The organism is Paenibacillus sp. KS1, from assembly GCF_001680695.1.
GTDB classification, from domain to species: Bacteria; Bacillota; Bacilli; order Paenibacillales; family Paenibacillaceae; genus Paenibacillus_B; species Paenibacillus_B suaedae.
In genome coordinates this window covers 1-19,007 of sequence record NZ_MAIS01000051.1, presented here as the reverse complement: position 1 = coordinate 19,007, position 19,007 = coordinate 1, and the positions used below count along the sequence as shown (strand labels likewise).

General features: G+C 45.3%; 22 protein-coding genes. 21 read left to right on the top strand and 1 reads right to left on the bottom strand.

From position 1 onward, the window contains the following. Positions 1-132 precede the first annotated feature (132 nt). The 13 genes from BBG47_RS17240 (at position 133) to BBG47_RS17180 (ending at position 10,722) form a co-directional block, all read left to right on the top strand. Entirely contained in the window at positions 133-570 is a 438-nt protein-coding gene (locus BBG47_RS17240; RefSeq protein ID WP_065292714.1) for a GNAT family N-acetyltransferase, read from the top strand. A 399-nt stretch (positions 571-969) separates the two neighbouring features. Beyond that, entirely contained in the window at positions 970-1,383 is a 414-nt protein-coding gene (locus BBG47_RS17235; protein WP_065292713.1) for an NUDIX hydrolase, read from the top strand. Between the two features lie 106 nt (positions 1,384-1,489). Next, positions 1,490-1,987 (top strand): GNAT family N-acetyltransferase, encoded by a 498-nt coding sequence (locus tag BBG47_RS17230; RefSeq protein WP_065292712.1) that lies wholly within the window; start codon positions 1,490-1,492, stop codon positions 1,985-1,987. A 95-nt stretch (positions 1,988-2,082) separates the two neighbouring features. After that, positions 2,083-2,559: a GyrI-like domain-containing protein gene (locus BBG47_RS17225; RefSeq protein ID WP_065292711.1), complete on the top strand. Its 477-nt coding sequence runs from the start codon at positions 2,083-2,085 to the stop codon at positions 2,557-2,559. Between the two features lie 86 nt (positions 2,560-2,645). Next, positions 2,646-3,467, top strand: coding sequence for a Cof-type HAD-IIB family hydrolase (locus BBG47_RS17220; RefSeq protein WP_065292710.1), 822 nt, complete (start codon positions 2,646-2,648; stop codon positions 3,465-3,467). 199 nt (positions 3,468-3,666) lie between these two features. Beyond that, the gene (locus BBG47_RS17215) at positions 3,667-5,211 is read left to right on the top strand and encodes an SAM-dependent methyltransferase (RefSeq protein WP_065292709.1); all 1,545 of its coding nucleotides are present in this window, start codon (positions 3,667-3,669) and stop codon (positions 5,209-5,211) included. 230 nt (positions 5,212-5,441) lie between these two features. Continuing rightward, positions 5,442-6,098, top strand: a complete 657-nt coding sequence (locus tag BBG47_RS17210) for a 3'-5' exonuclease (protein ID WP_065292708.1) — start codon at positions 5,442-5,444, stop codon at positions 6,096-6,098. Between the two features lie 73 nt (positions 6,099-6,171). Then, positions 6,172-6,627 carry an 8-oxo-dGTP diphosphatase gene (locus BBG47_RS17205; protein ID WP_065292707.1) on the top strand — a complete coding sequence of 152 codons (456 nt, stop codon included), beginning with the start codon at positions 6,172-6,174 and terminating at the stop codon, positions 6,625-6,627. Between the two features lie 4 nt (positions 6,628-6,631). Then, positions 6,632-7,072 (top strand): histidine phosphatase family protein, encoded by a 441-nt coding sequence (locus BBG47_RS17200; protein ID WP_083189387.1) that lies wholly within the window; start codon positions 6,632-6,634, stop codon positions 7,070-7,072. 97 nt (positions 7,073-7,169) lie between these two features. Next, the gene (locus BBG47_RS17195; protein WP_065292705.1) at positions 7,170-7,634 is read left to right on the top strand and encodes an NUDIX domain-containing protein; all 465 of its coding nucleotides are present in this window, start codon (positions 7,170-7,172) and stop codon (positions 7,632-7,634) included. Between the two features lie 125 nt (positions 7,635-7,759). Continuing rightward, the gene (locus BBG47_RS17190; protein ID WP_065292704.1) at positions 7,760-8,350 is read left to right on the top strand and encodes a chloramphenicol phosphotransferase CPT family protein; all 591 of its coding nucleotides are present in this window, start codon (positions 7,760-7,762) and stop codon (positions 8,348-8,350) included. A gap of 298 nt (positions 8,351-8,648) precedes the next feature. Continuing rightward, on the top strand, positions 8,649-9,464 hold the full coding sequence (locus BBG47_RS17185; RefSeq protein ID WP_065292703.1) for a MerR family transcriptional regulator: 816 nt from the start codon (positions 8,649-8,651) through the stop codon (positions 9,462-9,464). 28 nt (positions 9,465-9,492) lie between these two features. Next, positions 9,493-10,722, top strand: coding sequence for an MFS transporter (locus tag BBG47_RS17180; RefSeq protein ID WP_368072454.1), 1,230 nt, complete (start codon positions 9,493-9,495; stop codon positions 10,720-10,722). A gap of 123 nt (positions 10,723-10,845) precedes the next feature. On the opposite strand, the gene BBG47_RS17175 is transcribed toward BBG47_RS17180, so the two are convergent. Then, positions 10,846-11,643 (bottom strand): CPBP family intramembrane glutamic endopeptidase, encoded by a 798-nt coding sequence (locus BBG47_RS17175; RefSeq protein ID WP_065292701.1) that lies wholly within the window; start codon positions 11,641-11,643, stop codon positions 10,846-10,848. Positions 11,644-11,871: 228 nt separating this feature from the next. Between BBG47_RS17175 and BBG47_RS17170 the strand changes: the two genes are divergently transcribed. The 8 genes from BBG47_RS17170 to BBG47_RS17135 all read left to right on the top strand — a co-directional run bounded on the left by BBG47_RS17170 (position 11,872) and on the right by BBG47_RS17135 (position 18,914). Continuing rightward, positions 11,872-12,597 (top strand): GNAT family N-acetyltransferase, encoded by a 726-nt coding sequence (locus BBG47_RS17170; protein ID WP_251489081.1) that lies wholly within the window; start codon positions 11,872-11,874, stop codon positions 12,595-12,597. 26 nt (positions 12,598-12,623) lie between these two features. Then, positions 12,624-12,920, top strand: coding sequence for an antibiotic biosynthesis monooxygenase family protein (locus BBG47_RS17165; protein ID WP_065292700.1), 297 nt, complete (start codon positions 12,624-12,626; stop codon positions 12,918-12,920). 5 nt (positions 12,921-12,925) lie between these two features. Continuing rightward, positions 12,926-13,171 (top strand): class I SAM-dependent methyltransferase, encoded by a 246-nt coding sequence (locus BBG47_RS17160; protein WP_065292699.1) that lies wholly within the window; start codon positions 12,926-12,928, stop codon positions 13,169-13,171. A gap of 16 nt (positions 13,172-13,187) precedes the next feature. Next, positions 13,188-13,649 (top strand): GNAT family N-acetyltransferase, encoded by a 462-nt coding sequence (locus BBG47_RS17155; protein WP_065292698.1) that lies wholly within the window; start codon positions 13,188-13,190, stop codon positions 13,647-13,649. A gap of 120 nt (positions 13,650-13,769) precedes the next feature. Beyond that, the gene (locus tag BBG47_RS17150) at positions 13,770-14,153 is read left to right on the top strand and encodes a nuclear transport factor 2 family protein (protein WP_254659845.1); all 384 of its coding nucleotides are present in this window, start codon (positions 13,770-13,772) and stop codon (positions 14,151-14,153) included. Positions 14,154-14,542: 389 nt separating this feature from the next. Continuing rightward, positions 14,543-17,443 (top strand): polysaccharide lyase family 8 super-sandwich domain-containing protein, encoded by a 2,901-nt coding sequence (locus tag BBG47_RS17145; protein ID WP_065292697.1) that lies wholly within the window; start codon positions 14,543-14,545, stop codon positions 17,441-17,443. Positions 17,444-17,748: 305 nt separating this feature from the next. Next, positions 17,749-18,315, top strand: a complete 567-nt coding sequence (locus tag BBG47_RS17140; RefSeq protein ID WP_065292696.1) for a GNAT family N-acetyltransferase — start codon at positions 17,749-17,751, stop codon at positions 18,313-18,315. Positions 18,316-18,488: 173 nt separating this feature from the next. Then, a complete protein-coding gene (locus BBG47_RS17135; protein ID WP_065292695.1) occupies positions 18,489-18,914 on the top strand; it encodes a GNAT family N-acetyltransferase in 426 nt (141 codons plus the stop codon). Positions 18,915-19,007: the final 93 nt, after the last annotated feature.

The following is a 19,007-nucleotide window of genomic DNA, read 5'->3' as shown; positions in this document are numbered from 1 at the left end:
TGAAGGAAAGGGTTGCGGTTTCTAGGACGGAGAACAGATGCGGTGAGCAGTGATTATCATTGTGTGCTACAACGACAGTAAGGAGATCGCATTGAAAAAATATATGGGAATCGGTAGGAAAGAAGGATAACGATGATTACAATAAGGTCAATTACGGAAAATGATTTGCTGGCATTAAGCCAGCTATATCAAGAGCTAATGGGGCAGCAGACGAACCAATCGAAGCTGGAGCAGGTATACCGAACGATTCAGCTTAATGAACAATACATCATTCTAGGAGCATTCGACGAGGAGCAGTTAGTAGGTTCCTTGATGGGCATTATATGTCATGATCTTGTGGGAGATTGTAAGCCATTCATGGTAATTGAGAATGTGATTGTATCCCCAGTGGTTCGCAGGCAAGGTGTTGGTAAGAAGCTAATGCAGGAAATTGAAAACATGGCGCGGCAGCGTGATTGTTATTACATCATCTTTGTATCTGGCGAGCAGCGCAAAGAGGCGCATCAATTCTATGAACGGCTCGGCTTCAAGGATGAGAAGGTAGAAGGGTATCGGAAGCATCTAACTTAGAGCGCTGATATCGTACATGAGAGAATGTTTTGGCAAATAAAATGCGTTATTGTTACGATCTCACAAGGTAAGAGGAAGAAGCGATTCATGGCTGACTGTCTGAAGATTGATATTCACGTATTAATCATGAAACAGGAGTGATCTGGTATGGGTATAGCTATGTTTTTTTCTTTTTTATCTTTTGTCTTCTACATAGGAGCATTTGTCATCTCAATCTATTGTCTTGTTCTCTTTATTAAGCTAGCACGGCGGGGAATCAGAGCATTGGATCTGTACATTCAGGAAAAGGAAGACGGGATCGAATGAAAGGACAAATGAGTCCGCGAAGAGAATGGTGATGGGATTGCAAAACACAGCAGCTCTATATGGTGGAACAGAGCGGAAAGGAGCGATTCACAGATGAATGCATCACCTAGGCATACACTTGTTGCAGCCGTGATTGTAAGGAACAGCAATCATGACATTTTGCTCATTCGTGGTGCGAAGCGGGGATGGGAGATTCCAGCTGGACGGGTGGAAGAAGGGGAATCTATTACAGCTGCAGCCGTTCGCGAAGCTAGGGAAGAAACAGGCATCGACATAGAGATCATCAAGTACTGTGGACTATTTCAACATGTAAGGGATTCCGTGTGCACAGCGCTGTTTCTCGCTAATCCTATTGGAGGAACCCTCCAAACGACCGAGGAAAGTGACGAGGTCGGTTACTATTCTGTAGAGGAAGCGCGAAGCAAGATCACTTGGCCAGGGTTTCGAGAACAGATTGATCTCTGCTTGAATCAGGAGGGGCCATTCATGATAGAGTTTCATCGTTGATATTGAATTGATATGCATACCGATTCCTACGCAACTTGGTACATGACGAAATGAGCTGGCGTATGAATGGGAAAATAAATTGGCTAAGAGAGAGGATTGATTCAACATGACAACTTATCATTTCCACCCGATGACGAAGGAGCAGGCAGCTATCATTTGTACGTGGAAATATGAGGGTATCTATTCCTTGTACAGTATGGATGGGGATGACGAGTCCATCAATGAGATGCTAGAAGAAGAATTCTATTATACCGTCGATGACGAGAATGAACTAATCGGCTACATCTGTATTGGCAACTCTGCCCGTGTTCCGGGAGGCTATGCGGCTGGTATCTATGAAGATGAGCAAGCAATTGATATCGGACTCGGACTTCGACCCGACTATACAGGAGAGGGAAAAGGGGTGGAGTTCCTAGCTCAGGTTATGGACTACATTCGAAAACTGAATCGAGGAGAGAAGATTCAATTGGTTGTCGCTGCCTTTAACGAAAGAGCGATTAAGGTGTATGAGCGTACTGGGTTTGTTAGAGGAATCTCGTTCACAAGTAAAATAGGAGAGCAGGACACTGAATTTATAGTGATGAGATATTCTCCTGCCCAGTAAAGCCAAATAGAGCGAGTGAAGGAATGATACAGCTTTTATGATTGAAGATTCGCTGCATGTCAACTGGCAATAGAATCGCAACTGGAGGGGATGCAATGCAAGCTACAGTGGTTACACTACAGGCCATGCAACTTGTAGGATATCAAATTGAGGCCACGATAGAGGAGTTTGAATCGGGTCTTGGCAGGCGTACCTATCAAAAGCTAGTGACACAGAAAGATGAAATTCACTATCGCAACAATGATGATGTGCTTATGGTACAGATCTATCCCGAGAAATCCGACTTTGATCCGATCAAGGATCGGTTTATTCAAATTTTTGGATATGAAGTGGCGAGTCTGGGAACGATTCCTCCGCAAATGATAAGCCATAACATCCCTGAGAGTAAGTATGTGACTTGCACACACTATGGTCTCGAATCCGAATTATGTCGGACGTATGAGTTCTTATATGGCGAATGGATGCGTGAGACAGGCAATGCAGCGCGCTCCTATGATTTTGAGAAATGGGATGACCGTTACAAGCCTAACAGTCAGGACAATGAAATTGATATCTTTATCGCATTGGTATGATCTGTTCCTTCGTAGATTCCCCATCTGCTTCGTGAAAATGGTATAGTAGAGATACTACTCTATTCGACGAAAAGGAATGCTGACAGATGAACTATAAAATGATCGTACTTGATTTGGATGATACATTGCTGCGTGATGATCGGACGATATCCCCGCGCACCAAGCAAGCGCTTCTTGATGCACAAGCCGCTGGGGTGAAGGTAGTGCTCGCCTCAGGGCGACCAACCTATGCGATGATTGACATTGCACAGGAACTGGAGCTGGATCGATTCGGCAGCTTTATTTTATCGTTTAACGGTGCCAAGATTACGAATTTCTCGACGAAAGAAGAACTGTTCAGCAGTACGCTGCCAGTAGAAACGGTTCGTGATATATACGCGCTTAGCCAGCAAGAGGAAATGTCTGTCTTGACCTATGTGGGCGATGATATTGTAACGGAAGCTTGCAATGAATTCGTAGAGAAGGAATCCGAAATTACTGGCATGCCGATCTTGGAAGTGGATAGCTTCGTAGATGCAGTACAGCAGCCTGTCGTAAAGGTGTTGATGGTCGGGAATGCGGACAAGCTTGCCATTATCGAGAAGAAACTGCAGAAGCAGCTGGAGGGGCAATTAAGTGTCATGCGCTCTAAACCGTTCTTCTTGGAATTCACCGAGCATGGTGTAGACAAGGGCACTAGCCTTCATGAGCTGATTCAGAAATTAGGAATTCGGCAGGAGGAAGTCATTGCGATGGGCGACAGTTATAACGATGTTGCCATGATTAAGTTTGCTGGTCTCGGTGTAGCGATGGGAAATGCCCCAGCAGATATCCAAGCGTTAGCGGATTATGTAACGGATACGAATATGAACGATGGCGTAGCCAAGGTTGTTGAGAAGTATGTGCTTGGCGAGCTTGTTGCGAAGTAGGGATCAGCGTATCGGAGGAGAACCTTGTGAGGGTTCTCTTTTTTTATCGCGGTTAAACTAACAACTTAGATTTTGGTTCTGGCGGTAATTATGGTACCATTCATAAGATAGATTCGGTTACGATTGCCGTGCCAACAAGGAGTAAGTTATAGATGATTGGCACGGTTACTATGACATATAGAGAGCAGGGTTGCAAGGAATGGAAGATAGACAACAACGATACCGCTTTAGCGAAGCACCAATATGGGATTTGCAGCGTGCATACTACGAACGAAAAGGGCTCAAGGCATGGAATAATGATCAGGTGCCCCAATACATCACAAGCAATCCGATGATCGCTACTGGATATGCGGACATTATTTTCGGTTTTCTTCGGGATCGGGCTGAACGTGGAGAGCGCTCGGAACCCGTTATCATTATGGAACTGGGAGCGGGAGCAGGAAGGCTTGCCTTTCATATTCTTCATAAGCTGTGTGAACTTCGTGATGATGCAGGAATCTTGCTGCCCCCATTCCGGTATGTAATGACGGATTTAGCTGCCAAAAATGTGGAAGGATGGCGGGAGCATCCTCAATTGAAGCGCTTCGTGGAACAGGGGATACTCGACTTTGCCACATACGACGCAGTTCATGATAAGGAATTGAATCTCAACATTGCTCAAGAAACGATTCGTCCAGGCGATTTGACACAGCCGCTGCTTATTTTGGCGAACTATTTTTTTGACAGTATCCCGCAAGAGCTGATTTATGTAGGAAATGGCGAGATCTATGAATGTGATGTTCTCGTTGAGTTCAAGGAAAAGGACGATACTGCTCCAGTAGATCCGCTTAGAAATATGACGCTGACCTATGAGCATCGCCGTGCTCCGGCATACGAAGATGAAGCCTATCCCTATCGAGAAGTAATCGCGCTGTACCAGCAGGAGCTTGAGGATTCTCATGTCTTGTTCCCAGAGGTAGGATTGAGATGCTTGGATAGACTAAATAAGTTGTCCCAGCAGGGATTTGTGCTGCTTACTGCGGATAAAGGCGATCATAGACTGGATAACTGGAAGTTTAATGACCCGCCTGAAATCGTTCACCACGGCGGCAGCTTCTCACTGACAGCGAACTATCATGCGTTCCAATATGCATTTGAGCAGAGAGGCGCTCTGGCGCTGTTCCCGCCGAATCATTATAAGGATATTAATGTCGGTTGCATCTTCATGCTGGAGGATCCCAACAATTATGTGAATACCCGATTAGCGTATCGTCAAGGAATTGAACGATTCGGGCCGGATGATTTCTTCAGTCTGAAGGTGTGGGTGGATCGGCATCTGGATACGATGGACTTGCAGCATATTTTAGCCTTCTGGAGACTAGGCGGCTATGACGCGGAATTTTTCATACAGAGTGCGAAGCAAATTTCAAGCTTGCTCCCTGACGCCAACGATGAGGAGATGCTCGATATTCAGCAGGGTATTCACATCATGTGGTCCGCTTTTTATTTCATGGAACAGAAGTATGACGTGGCTCTGGATTCAGGACTGATCCTCTTTGAAATGGGGATGTATGAGGATGCGAAGCAGTTCTTGGAGACGTCAGTAGCAAGTGATGATGATCCTGTTGCGACTGTAATATTCTGCTTGGCGATTTGCTGCTATGAGCTCGGTCAGGAGGACACAGCGCTGAAGTACACTCGCGAAGCACTGGTACTGGAGCCAGATCATGAAGAAGCTCTGGAACTGCTGAGATGCTTCGAGTAAGGAAAGCTTGCTTCATGAATAGAGTATACGTAAGGTGAAGTAGCAGTGTATGATAGTAAGATGGGAAGAATTCCATGTACCATTTGAGGATACAGGGAAAACGTTTATGATGAGCCGGATCAGTCGCTCCGTTGGAGGAGTGGACTGATCCGGTTATTTGGTTAGGACTTCTAGTAAGCGATTGCATATCGAGTGTATAATATTGTTAATTCGATAGAGAGGTGGCACCAATGAACATATCTAACATTTCCAATGAAGAATATGAGTTAAGTGGATTAACGATTAAGGGTATTATGAATCAGCAGTATTGTGTGTTTGATTTTGAAGGAACCGGCATCGACCATCATCTCGACCATATTACTCAAATAGGTGCATTGAAGATGGATGCAAGGGGGATTCAGGAGGAGGAACCCTTTGTAACACTTGTGCGTTCGCCGAAGCCAATCCCTGAACATATTGCAGAACTTACGGGAATCACGAATGAGGCGATTCATGAAGCGCCAGATTTTGCTCAGGTCTATGAGGCATTTACGCAGTTCATTGGCGAACGAATTCTCGTGACGCAGGCGGGTTATGAATACGATATTCCTCTGTTGCGCAAGGAATGTGAACTAGCCGGATTGCCGATGATTAACAATCTCGTATTGGATACGAAGGCCATGTTCACGAACATTCATCCAGAGCTTGCCGATATCCCCTCAACTGATTTCCTCATCCAGTACTATCAGATTGACGATACGGACATAGCCAGACATGATGCAGTGGGAGACAGCGTTCTGATCAGTCGACTTTTCGTAAAGATTCTTGAAGAGTATAAGGAACGAGGACTGGGTGATGTGATCATAGAAGATGCCCTGCGGGTGAAGAGGTTTAGGAGACCGTATTAAGGTCAGTAGGGTTGTATACATATCTATTATTGAGTAGTAAATTGCTGCATACGAGAAAGAGGAGATTGTAAGTATGTCCAAGGTTGAGTTGACGAATATGTGCATGATCTATGATCCTGACACAAATCGGGTATTGGTGCAGGAACGTGTGAAATCGTGGAAAGGCCTTTCGTTTCCAGGAGGTCATGTGGAAGAAGGAGAGAGTCTGGTAGATTCCACGATTCGAGAAATGAGAGAAGAGACAGGACTTACGGTATCCGACTTGAAACTATGTGGAATCGTCTATTGGTACAACAATGAAACAGGCGATAAATACTTCGTCTTCAGCTATCGGACGAGCATTTTTGAAGGACAACTGATAGAGCGGACGGAGGAAGGCCCTATATATTGGGTGGACAAGGATGAACTGCCGAATTTGCCGCTGTCAGAAGGGTTGAAGGAGAGGCTCCCGATGTTTTGGGATGATAATCTCTCTGAGGCATTCGGGGTGTGGAATGAGCAGGATGCAGGAGTATTGAAGCTGCGATAAGAAGCTGCGAGACAGTCTTCAACCGATTACATTTGATTACGTATTCTCCTCGCCGCAAGAGAGAGCTGTGCAGACCGCAGAGATTGCGACAGGGATAAATCCCACAATTGATTCAAGACTGGATGTGTATGATTTAGGGGAAGCCGATGGTCTGCTAAAGAATGAGGTAAAGCTGCTAGGGGGGATTCCTGATCCCAATGTATATGGAGGAGTCGAAGAACCACGCAGTTATGCGAAGAGGGTATTTGCATTCATGAATGAGCTGATGGAGGACGAAAGTCTCCAAGAAGTGAATATTTTAATTGCTGGTCATCGCTGTACGACTGGATGCATTGGCGCGTATTACAATGGGGTGCCGGATGATTGGAACATCTTGAAATATTCATCTGGTAATGGCGAGTACAAGATGTATCCGTTTCAGGCTAAGCGGAAGGTGCAGATATAAATGAACGCGCAGCCCATACCTGTTAAGGGCTGCCGTCACTTGGGGGAGCAAGCGATGTTGAGAACAAACCATTTATGTCGATTGGAACGGACATCATATGAAGCTGACGTGGATTCCTTTTGAAGAAGCACCGGATATTACGAAGGTAACGAGCGTACACGGATGCTGCTTCCACAAAGATAAAGTTCTGCTCGTAAATGTAGCGGGAAGAGGCTTTAATTTGCCAGGTGGACATGTGGAAAATGGGGAAACGCCGGAGGAGGCTTTCCACCGGGAAGCACTGGAAGAAGGCTCCGTAGAAGGGACGATTCAATATATAGGCATGATTGAAGTAAGCGCAGAGGAGAATCCACTATACGATCCGAATGGCAAATACCCGCTTATCGGGTATCAGCTGTTCTATCGAATGGATATTACGAAGTGTCATCCGTTCTCCAGAGAGAATGAAACGACAACACGAATTTGGGTGGAGCCGAACGAAGTCCCCTTTGTCATTCAGGAGCATGAATTAGCCTTGCTCGTGCTTCAAGTGGCTCTTGAAATTGGTGCGCCTGTAAACTAAACAACATCATAGGCGGCAGAAGAAAATAAAGTGTTTTCTTAGTACTTAGGTTAAGATTTAATGAATGTTGTGAATATAACGTTGTCTGAATGATACGCAAATCTTATATGTGAGGGTGAATTCGTTTGAAGGAAGGACTAATTGTGTTTTTGAACGGAACTTCAAGTTCAGGAAAGACTAGTATTTCTATGGAACTAAAAAACCAGAAAGAGATTCCTTTTCATCATTTATCCATAGATGATTTTTTTCATAATTACTTTGATTTTATTAATAATAAATTTCCAGATACTGAACCTAAAAAAGAAGTGGATAATATCGGACAAATCATTTTTGATCCCATAAACTCAGTGTACTATGCAACAATTAAATTGTTTTCAGAAATGGGTTTGAATGTAATCGTCGATACCGTAATCGACAATGACATGCGGTTTAATGATTATCTTGATGTACTTTGTGATTATCCTACATTATTTGTAGGTGTAATATGCTCGAAAGAAGAACTCACAAGAAGAGAGCAAATCAGAGGAGATCGAGAGATTGGACTCGCAAATTCCCAGTACGACAAAATATATTCTTTTACTGAATATGACCTTGAAGTAAATACTGAAGAGTTGAGTCCAACAGAGTGTGCCGAAAAAATATTAAGTTTTATTAAGTCCGATCAGGATTACGCTGCATTTAGAAAATTAAGTAAAAGGGAGATTAGTGTTTCATAGTAAAGCGAATCCTTCCGATGCGGTTTGTCAGCCAATCATAAATTGAACGAAAGTCTTAGCTGCGGCCGGATTTGCTCCACCCCGCTCAAGATCTTGCCCTCAGTTTTATCGTTTATTTTCTGAACAATAGGAACGTGATCGAAACCCAAGCGATGCGCAGTCTGTAAGATTGCACAACGCTTGGGTTTTATCGTGCAAGCAGCATGAAAATTGATCCCTTGACTCTCCCCTTAACTGGAACGTTATACTCGGTACAGAACAGAAGAGCAAGGAATGTTTGTTGCCAGGAGGAACATGAATGTTTAAAATAAGCGAATTTTCGAAGCTCAGTCAGGTGTCTGTCAAGACGCTTCGTTATTATGATCAATTGAACCTGCTCAAGCCAGCTCACATTGACCAATTCTCAGGTTATCGATACTATACGGCAGATCAAATGTTTCAGCTTAATCGCATATTGGGATATAAAGAGCTTGGCTTTTCGTTAGAGCAGATTCGCGAACTGATGGGGGAGCATATCCCGCTTGAGCAAGTCAGGGGGATGTTCCGCTTGAAGCAGAGCGAGATCGAGTCCATTCTGGAAAAAGAACAGGCTAAGCTGGATCGGATCAAGGCTCGCCTAGAATGTATCGAGTATGAAGGGAAGGTCTCAACGGTACATGACGTCGTTCTGAAGCGGGGCGAATCTCAGTTGGTGGCCTCTTATCGACAAAAAGCCTCATTGGAGCAAATTCCTGAGCTATTTAGGCTATTGGATGATTATGTGAAGAGTTATGGTCAATCACTGCTATCAAAATTAACACTGTGGCATAGCTGCGAGGAATGCGAGGACAATATCGACATTGAAGTGGCGCGCGTGCTAACGCAAGATATCCCAAGCTGTGCGCCTTTTATAGTAAAACGATTGCCGGAAATCCCGATGATGGCCACACTAATTCATCATTGTCCGACAACAACTCCATGTTCAGCAAGCTCAGAGGTGGCGCTGTGGATTGAACAAAATGGGTATCGCATGGTAGAAAATGAGCCGAGGCGCGAAATTTGTGTGCCGCATGACCAAAACAATGATATAGAAGCTCACGTGGCGGAAATCCAAATTGCCATTGAGCGAGTATAACGAAGAAGTAGAATTACGTAGAAAAGGAGTGAAAGCCTTGACCAGATATCAAAGGCTTCTCACATTGAATTTATTTGCACTTACCTTTGTATTAGGTACGAGTGAATTTGTCATTGTTGGATTGCTGGCGGAAATATCGACAGATCTGAATATCGCAATCTCGACTGCGGGTGCTGTCGTATCTGCTTTTGCACTCGCCTTTGCCATTGGCACACCAATCTTAACGGCTGTATTTAGCCGCTTTTCGAAATTCCCGCTCATGCTGACTTTGCTTGGAATATTTATCATCGGCAATATCTTTACTGCCTTGTCTACGACATATGCGCTGCTTTTTATATCCAGGCTCATAACAGCTATCGTAACAGGAGTACTAATTGCGCTGGCAATGGCGGTTGCGAGTGAATCGGTTCCTGCTGACAAACGGGGTACAGTCATTGCCATCATATTCACAGGCTTCACGGTTGCGAGTGTCGTCGGGGTGCCGCTTGGTACGTATATCGGCCAATGGGGCGGGTGGCATCTGACGTTTTGGTTTACATCGGGATTGGGCGTCTTGTCTCTGCTAGCGAGCTCAGTTTCGATTCCTAAGGGATTGAAGGGCATGCGCAGTTCGCTGCGGAAGCAAGTTGGCTTCACCGCCAATCCCCGTGTCATTATCGCCTTCCTGATTCCAGCATTAAGCATTGGGGCGACATATACGGTATACACGTATTTATCACCTTTTCTCCAACAAGTGTTAGCGGTACCGGAACAGTTTATTGGACTCGTCTTTTTGCTCTATGGGATCGTCACCGTCTTCAGCACACTAATAGGTGGGAAATTGGCTGCAAGCAACGGGATCGCCAAGCTGCGCTACGTATTTCTCATTCAAGCCGTCATTCTTGCATCGCTGTATGCAACATCCCAATCGCTTATTGCGGGACTGATTAGTATTTCATTCATTGGATTAGCCATGTACACCATGACCTCAACGATCCAGCTGTACTTTATTGATCTGGCGAATCAACAATTTGCGTCTGCTAAAGATTTCGCATCATCGTTAGCTCCCGTATCCGTGAATGTCGGGATCGCAATCGGATCGGCATTAGGGGGCTTCGTTTCGACGAACATGAAGCTTATCGATGTCTCATGGGTTGGCGGAATTGTTGCAATCGCTGCCTCACTTCTCGCCTTTATTAGCTACTCGCTTGATCATAAAGCGTTATTGATGCGTTCGCAAAACCTTCCTGTGCAGGGCCATTGTGATTCAAAATGTTAATGAGATGAGCTGAATGAAGGTTATCTTCATAACAAGTCAATAAAATAAGGACTATCCACAGAAGCGGGATTTGTAATCCTAACGCTTGAGGGGTAGTCCCTTTCGAATTTTACTAATTTTCAATTATAGGGATCGCGTAGGATGTTGAACGTTCGATCTCTTGTTGTTTTCGAACATGATGATCGATATCGAAACAACTGCCATTACAACAGCAGTGATGATCGCTGCCATTACGGATGATTTTACGATAAATACATTCGCTAAGGCGTTGGAACAGCTATGGAATAACACACAGAGCCAGACGCTATTGCTTATCTTTCGAATACATGCCAATGCGAAGCTTAGACCGATGATTTGAAAAGTAAATACAAGAAAACTTTTTCCGTATTGTCCTGTTCCTACGATAAAAAATAGTGGCAAATGCCATACCGCCCAGATCACACTAGTTACAAGCGTTGCAGGAATAAAGGACATCCTCTTCTCGAGTGCGGGCTGCAAAATATATCTCCATCCGGCTTCTTCCAAGCCACCTCCAATCACCATCGCAGGTATCAAAAGAATGACATAATACCAAGGCATCACGATATCAACATCTGAGAGAAATCCTCGCACACCGAAATGAAGAAGCAAAAATAATGGCAGCAGTAAATACAACTTTAGACTGTGCTTAACGTCAAAAAGATTGCGCAGCCATTCTCTCAAGGAAGAGACTTGCCCGTCTCGTTTTAAAACATAATACGAGACGATCGTAGGAGACCATCCTCCGATAAGAATAAATAGATACATCCACGAAGCTGTTTTGGTCGTGAGCCCCGAGTAACCGAGAGCAATTGCGAGTCCGCCTGCAAGTGCCATCAGCATATAGGTGAAGAGAACAAACTTTACGTATGTCTCTCTGCCTTTTATTCTGGTAGGTAACACATCATCCCTCCGTAGTCATTCATTCGATTTGTCCGAAATCAATTGCATTTGCTGAAATAGGAAAAATTTGCGCACTTAATCAAGTATATGATTATCTATCAATATTTCAAGGTCTATCTGCAAGTGTGCGCAGAAGGAGATTTAGAATAAGGGTCGAATGGAAGAAGATAGAATAAGGAAGCTGGTAAGCTGGAATCCTCTCATCAAGAAAAGAAAGGTAGAGATGAAATGACTGAAATCAATGAAATATTGAAACAGCTAAAAGAGGTCGGTGTGCATCATCTGAAAAGCGATGCTGCTGTCATGCTGGAAATGTTACATGGCACACAGGATGCAGCTAGAATCGATATTCTGATCAATGAGCTGTTGTCTAGCATGACAAGGTATAAACTGCAATCCATATTGCTTGAGTGTTCTCACACTCTATTACATGAGCTGCCCGTCGTGCAGCAAAAAATGTGCCTCGTTGGTGAACGAGCGATATATACCAGGGAACTTAGAGAACAGTTAGGCATATCTGTTCCCGCCTATGAAATTTGGCCCGTAAATGAACCAAAGGCTATCGCTTTTCTAGCGGAAGTCATGGATACGAGTAGGCATGATGCAGCAAAATTTCTTGATACCATGAAGATTGAATTGCCATCTCAAGTAGATAACATGTATACCGTTTACATGTTCAATAACGAGCCCGTAGGCGTCGTGTTTCCTCATATCGAACCAGATACGAACCAAGAAGGACGCCTATTTTGGATAGGCATTCATCCTGCGTATAAAGGGAAGGGATTGGGAAGAGGGTTACATACAATCGGGCTGTATCGTTTGCAGCATGACTTTCAAGCAAAATCGTATCTCGGGGCAACGGAAATCGAAAATGCTCCGATGCGAAAGATTATGGAAGCCAATGGATGCGTGCAGCAAGCAACGGTGGTCTCGCTGAAGTATTCCATTGCATAACTCAATGCGAGAAGGTGGAAATCAATATGATTCTCGAAGTGGCCGCATTACATATCATTCCGGGGCAAGACTCAGCGTTTGAGCAAAGCTTTAAACAGGCTTCCAAGATCATCTCTCGTATGAAGGGCTACATCGATCATGAACTGCAGAAGTGTATGGAGCAAGAGAATAAATATATATTGCTAGTCAGATGGGAGACGCTAGAGGATCATACAATTGGATTTAGGGGTTCGGAGGAATATCAGGATTGGAAGGCACTCTTGCATCACTATTATGATCCATTCCCGGTAGTCGAGCATTACGAGAAGATCGAGCTCGGATAACGTTTATGCACATTGAGAATAAAGAACAGGCCTTTCGGAATTTATATGCTTCACTAAAACTCGGCGGATATTTGATTTTGTCGGTAAGCAAGGATTCGGAATGGTTTGAGTTCAACGATAGGAAATTGCAGCTCTATCCTGCTAGCGTTGATACGTACAGGCAGTTGTATAAGCAGACGGGATTCCTACTAGAGATGGTAGAAGAGACAGAGAGCAAGTATGCAACCATAATGAAGGGCAAGAAGATATAGAAGGGAATGGACGAACATGACCGCATACGCAGTAAAGCTAGCCACAATCGAAGATTTGCCTGAGCTTGCGGAGATATTTAATTTGTATCGCGTTTTCTATGGTCAGGACTCAAATGTAGAGCAAGCCAGTCGTTTTTTATTCGAGCGGTTTGAGCATCGAGAATCGGTTGTTTTTATAGCCCGAGATCATGATATGAAGGAAATAGCTGGTTTTACGCAATTATATCCCTCCTTCTCCTCCATTTCGATGGAGAGAACTTATATCCTCAATGATCTATTTGTGCGGTCTGAACATCGGAAGCAGGGGATTGGACAACTCCTGTTGGAGGCAGCGGAGAACTATGCACTACAGATGAATGCCAAAGGACTTGAGCTGTCGACAGCCATTGATAATGAACAGGCACAGCGTTTGTATGAGCGTAATGGGTTCGAGAGAGATGAAGAGTATTCCCATTATTTTCTGCGAGTTGGGAGATAAGGGGAAAGCGAACAGATCGCGGCCTGGAATGAGCAGGGATTCCACGAAATAAAATGGCTGTATGACATAAAGATCAGCAAGACTCAAACGGAGTTAGTCTTAATGAAGAGAGGGATGTCGGTGAATCGAAAAGAGGAAGTTGCTTGCATTGAGGAATATGTGAGAGTTTATAATTCATTCGATATAAAAGGGATGGTCGAGCTGCTGCATCCAGACATCGTATTCCGGAATGTTGCCAATGGAAAAGTAACTATAGAGACACATGGAATTGAACCCTTCCAACAGCTCGCACAGCAATCAGCGGGATTATTTTCGAGTCGCCGACAAAGCATTCTACAATATATTTCCAGTGACGGCCGCATTGAAGTAGATATTGACTACGAAGGCATCTTGGCTGTTGATCTTCCGACCGGATTGAAGGCTGGGGATAAGGTTCAGCTAACAGGGAAATCCATTTTTACATTCACTAGCGGGAAAATATCAAGTATTGAAGATCATAGTTAACGATGGTATACGGGCAATTAATCGCATATATCTTTGAAAAAGTCGTTTCTTCAAGTTATGCTGTACAAACGTGCAGCCGATTTCGGAAAGCCGGCTTTTTTGTGTGAAAGTCAAAAAAATGCATTTAGGAGTCAGAATTATATCCTGTGCCAAGGCATGTTCTATCCTATAGTAGAAGAAATCAATATGCTTAGTAATCAGAGACGGAGGTTGGCGTACATGAGGCAGAAATGCAGTATGTATGCTGACCTATTTCTCATTGGGCAAAATTATGCACAATGAAGTCAAAATAAGACACACACTCCTTTTGGGCGGATCGTTATAGTTGAGCTATCCGATTATGATAACGCTTACAATTATATCATCAAATCATTGGGAGGAAATACATAATGAAAAAATGGCCACATCGCATTATTCGTGTCACGTTAGCGGTGTTCTTGTTGTGCTCTCTAATTCCCGTTAAGGGACTGCCAAATGCTAGAGCGGAAGCAGGCAATCTGCTTAACGGCAGCTTTGAAGCGGGACAGCCTGCAGGGGGACATTGGAGCGAAATACAGCCCAGCTACTGGAGTGAGTGGGTTCCATCCGGCGAGCCGAGCCTTTCCTTAGATCCGGATATCTATTATGAAGGGGAGCGGTCGCTTACTATCAGCAGTGCTGAATCTGCGCGGGCAGACGTTCTGCAAATCGTTGACGTAACGCCAGGCGAAACGTACACACTCACGGGCTGGCTGCGGACTAAGGACTTGCAGTCGAGTGTTTCTTACGGCGGGGCTTTTATTCGCACGCAATATTTGAACAGCTCGAATGATAAAATCAGTTCTGGTCCATCCTCATCGCCGCTGCTCGGAACGCATGATTGGACGGAGCAGCGTTTGGAACTGTCCATTCCGCAGCAGGCAAACCGGTTGAAGGTGGAACTGTTCTATGAGAGTGCGGCTGGGGAGGCATGGTACGATGCGATTCGCCTAAGTAGTAGCGGCAGCAATCCAATCGATCCTCTAGCTGATGCCGCACAATTCAAGGCTGTGCGCGACAAGCGCATTCAGCAATTAACCGGCAATACCAGTTATCATTCGGCGGATTCGGATATGAATGCGGCGATTGCTTCTTTAGTGGAGAATGTAAGCAATGGCAGCGGCACTGGGTTCTGGAATACGATGAACAAGCAGGCAGATCGCAGCTCGCTATGGAGTGATCTGTCTAGCCGCACCGAATCGGCTCATGTAACGGGGGCATTTCAACGCCTGCGGCAAATGGCGCTGGCATACGCTACGCAAGGCTCGTCGCTGTATCGCGATCCGCAGCTGCGCGAAGATCTCATGAGCGGACTCGATTGGATGTATGCCAATCGCTACAATGAGCGTGTCGCTCCTTATAAAAACTGGTGGGATTGGGAGATCGGCTCTCCGCAATATTTGAACGATATTACGGTGTTGCTGTTCGAGGATCTGTCTGTTGATCAAATCAACAGCTACAATCGCGCGATTGATGCGTTTGTCCCAGACCCGACAAGAAGAACGGTGCAGCCCAGCCTTATCGAAACGGGCGCTAACCTAGTAGACAAGGCCTTCGTTGTGATCCTAAGAGGAGCGACGGGTGCTTCGGATGCGAAGCTGATGCAAGGCCGAGACGCGATAAATCCGGTATTCCCATATGTAACTCGGGGGGACGGTTTCTATGCGGACGGCTCATTCGTGCAGCACGATGTCATTGCATATACAGGCAGCTATGGAACGGTATTGCTGGATCGGCTGTCCGAGATGCTCTATTTGCTGAATGGATCGCCATGGCAGGTTATCGATCCGCAGGCGGCGAACATATACCGCTGGATTGAGGATTCCTTCGAGCCGCTTATATACAAGGGAGCTATGATGGATATGGTACGCGGCCGTGCAATATCCCGCGAACTGTCGACCGATCACACTGCCGGCCGCGGCGCGATCAAGAGCATCCTGCGGCTGTCCGAGGCCGCTCCTGCTGCGGAGTCTACTCGCATGAAGTCTGCCGTCAAGGCATGGCTTCAGCAGGATGTCTCCTTCGACAATTACTATGTTGGCCTAGGAACATACGATATCGCTTTAATGAAGAACCTGCTGCAAGATTCCTCCATTTCACCAGCGGAAGATCTGGTCAAGCATCAGGTATTTGCCGGCATGGATAGAGTCATTCATTTGCGGCCAGACTTTGGCTTCGGTATCAGTATGTCTTCCAAGCGAATAGCGAGCTATGAGTACGGCAATGGAGAGAACAAGAAAGCATGGCATACGGGCAATGGTATGACTTACTTATACAATGACGACCTTACCCAGTACAGCGACGGTTACTGGGCTACTGCGGACATGCTGCGATTGCCGGGCACGACCACAGACGGATCATCGAGTCCCTTGCGTGATTGGAAATATTATCTTAGTCCAAAATCATGGGTAGGCGGAGCCTCCCTCGATGGTCAGTATGGGGCAGCCGGGATGGAACTGGCTGTGGAGAACAGCTCTTTAACAGGAAAGAAGTCATGGTTTGCCTTCGACAATGAAATCGTGGCGCTTGGTACAGGCATTACGGGCGGGGATGGGCGTCAAGTCGAGACGATTGTCGATAACCGTAAAGTAAGTGAAGGTAGTGGGGCACTAACTGTAAATGGTACCGTTCTACCGGTACAACCAGGGTGGTCGGAGAAGTTTTCTGACGTGTCATGGGCTCATTTAAACGGAAACGGCAAGGGGAATATTGGATACTATTTCCCGAAAGCAGCTATGCTTCAAGGCAAGCGCGAGGCCCGTACGGGAGCGTGGAAGGACGTCAATAATGGCGGCTCTGCATCACCGATTACGAGAGAGTATGTCAGTCTTGCCTTCAATCATGGCGCGAATCCGAATATCGGCTCCTATTCGTATGTGCTGCTGCCGAATTATGATGCGCAAGCGACGCTTCACTACAGCCAAGCACCGGACATTACCGTGCTGAGCAATGGTACGAGCGTGCAGTCTGTTCGCGAGCATAAGCTGGGTATAACTGCGATCAACTATTGGTTGCCTGCGGTTGTGGACGGAATAGCGTCCAAGCAACCGGCCTCCGCACTGGTGAAGGAGACGGATTCGGAGCTGGTCATTGCCGTATCCGATCCAACCCAGAACCAATCGCAAGTCGTGATGGAATTGAATCGCAAGGGGTGGAGGCTGGCATCGGCGGATTCAACGATTACGGTGCAGCAGACAGAGCCTTCGATTAAACTGACGGTGAATACTGCGGGAGCCAAGGGACGTACACATACTGTTCGTTTTACGAAGTAGAGACCGGGTCGGTAGTGTCAACCGCCAACATCCATAGAGCAAGTTGTTGTAAGCAGCAACGAAGGTAACGTCGTATGTGCAAATCCAAAAGTCCTTACGTACATCAAGCATCGCTGATGTGAGTAGGGACTTTTTCAATGCAGAAGAAATTAACATGGAGCTTTATGTATCTGCCTTTTATATGCTTGACCTTAACGCTGGGATAAAGTGTATGTTGTAAACAAGAAATATCGTCGGCAATCGGAAGGATGAGGGGACGAAATTTCTTAGCGTGTAATGACATCCTATTAATGAGGTGAGAGGGAATGAATGAAAAGCAGGTTGTTCGAATCGGAAGTAGAGTTCGTTTACGCAATATTACATTAGACGATATAGATCAATTATACTCGTTCATATACGGTGAAGCAGAGCCGGAATGGAAGAAGTGGGACGCTCCGTACTATCCTCTTGAGAGCAAGAGTTATGAAGAATATCAAGAAGAGATGACGAGATTTTTAGATATGGATCCGAAGCCTACGCCTGAAATGTTAATAGAAGTGAACGGCGAGATAATCGGCTTTGTGAGCTATTACTGGGAACACAAGCCATCCAATTGGCTGGAGATCGGCATTGTAATCTATAATCCACAGTATTGGAATGGAGGATACGGAACAGAAGCATTGCGTTTATGGATCGATCATTTATTTGCCGAACTGCCGCTCGTAAGAATCGGTCTGACGACCTGGTCCGGCAACGAGAGGATGATAAGGGTCGCCGAAAAGCTTGGCATGACATGCGAAGGGAGACTTCGAAAGTGCCGGTTATACAATGGGTTATATTACGATTCTATTCGTATGGGCATGCTGCGCGAAGAGTGGGAGCAACAGGGCTGAGCTCAGAATCGATCATTTTTTATAATGACATGGAAGGATTCAGGGTCACTGTCATTTTTGAATCGAAGTATGCACTTTGTTTTGGATGATACTCGTGTATACTCAAGATATATGCTATTTGAGCTCATGCAGAAATGAAGGCACTAATCTATGAAAGATGGGGGCTATGAGATATGCCAGATAACTACAGTGTTTCACGTGGTACAACCGAGGAAGCTGAATATGTACGAAATAAATTGATTGAGTTCAATAAAAAGATTGTCCCAAATGTTAGATTCGAAGAGGTTCATCTTTGTGTCAAAAATGATACAGGCGAAATTATCGCCGGACTTAACGGTATCGTATGTTGGAATTGGATGGAGATCGATATTTTGTGGGTAGATGAAGGACATCGCGGAGAAGGCCATGGCGCGCAATTGCTGCAGGAAGCAGATCGCATCGCCAGAGAAAAGAACTGCACCTTCATAACCTTGAATACGTTCAGCTTTCAGGCGCCGGAATTTTACAAAAAGTATGGCTATGAAGCAATTGCGATTATTGAGGACGCACCGATTGGCTTTCGGCACCACTTCTATAAGAAGGGTCTGCTAGCAAAATAATAACTTCCATCCATTTATCGGTTGCGGTTGCGAACATGCGGCACTACTAACTACAGCGTAACAATTGGATTGTCAACACTAAATCAGACAGCT

Excerpts from the sequence above, each read along its gene's own strand:
- BBG47_RS17135 (WP_065292695.1), top strand. The coding sequence starts at position 18,489 with ATGCCAGATAACTACAGTGTTTCACGTGGTACAACCGAGGAAGCTGAA.
- BBG47_RS17215 (WP_065292709.1), top strand. The coding sequence starts at position 3,667 with ATGGAAGATAGACAACAACGATACCGCTTTAGCGAAGCACCAATATGG.
- BBG47_RS17235 (WP_065292713.1), top strand. The coding sequence starts at position 970 with ATGAATGCATCACCTAGGCATACACTTGTTGCAGCCGTGATTGTAAGG.
- BBG47_RS17220 (WP_065292710.1), top strand. The coding sequence starts at position 2,646 with ATGAACTATAAAATGATCGTACTTGATTTGGATGATACATTGCTGCGT.
- BBG47_RS17185 (WP_065292703.1), top strand. The coding sequence starts at position 8,649 with ATGTTTAAAATAAGCGAATTTTCGAAGCTCAGTCAGGTGTCTGTCAAG.
- BBG47_RS17225 (WP_065292711.1), top strand. The coding sequence starts at position 2,083 with ATGCAAGCTACAGTGGTTACACTACAGGCCATGCAACTTGTAGGATAT.
- BBG47_RS17140 (WP_065292696.1), top strand. The coding sequence starts at position 17,749 with ATGAATGAAAAGCAGGTTGTTCGAATCGGAAGTAGAGTTCGTTTACGC.
- BBG47_RS17145 (WP_065292697.1), top strand. The coding sequence starts at position 14,543 with ATGAAAAAATGGCCACATCGCATTATTCGTGTCACGTTAGCGGTGTTC.
- BBG47_RS17210 (WP_065292708.1), top strand. The coding sequence starts at position 5,442 with ATGAACATATCTAACATTTCCAATGAAGAATATGAGTTAAGTGGATTA.
- BBG47_RS17205 (WP_065292707.1), top strand. The coding sequence starts at position 6,172 with ATGTCCAAGGTTGAGTTGACGAATATGTGCATGATCTATGATCCTGAC.
- BBG47_RS17195 (WP_065292705.1), top strand. The coding sequence starts at position 7,170 with ATGAAGCTGACGTGGATTCCTTTTGAAGAAGCACCGGATATTACGAAG.
- BBG47_RS17240 (WP_065292714.1), top strand. The coding sequence starts at position 133 with ATGATTACAATAAGGTCAATTACGGAAAATGATTTGCTGGCATTAAGC.
- BBG47_RS17155 (WP_065292698.1), top strand. The coding sequence starts at position 13,188 with ATGACCGCATACGCAGTAAAGCTAGCCACAATCGAAGATTTGCCTGAG.
- BBG47_RS17165 (WP_065292700.1), top strand. The coding sequence starts at position 12,624 with ATGATTCTCGAAGTGGCCGCATTACATATCATTCCGGGGCAAGACTCA.
- BBG47_RS17230 (WP_065292712.1), top strand. The coding sequence starts at position 1,490 with ATGACAACTTATCATTTCCACCCGATGACGAAGGAGCAGGCAGCTATC.
- BBG47_RS17160 (WP_065292699.1), top strand. The coding sequence starts at position 12,926 with ATGCACATTGAGAATAAAGAACAGGCCTTTCGGAATTTATATGCTTCA.
- BBG47_RS17170 (WP_251489081.1), top strand. The coding sequence starts at position 11,872 with ATGACTGAAATCAATGAAATATTGAAACAGCTAAAAGAGGTCGGTGTG.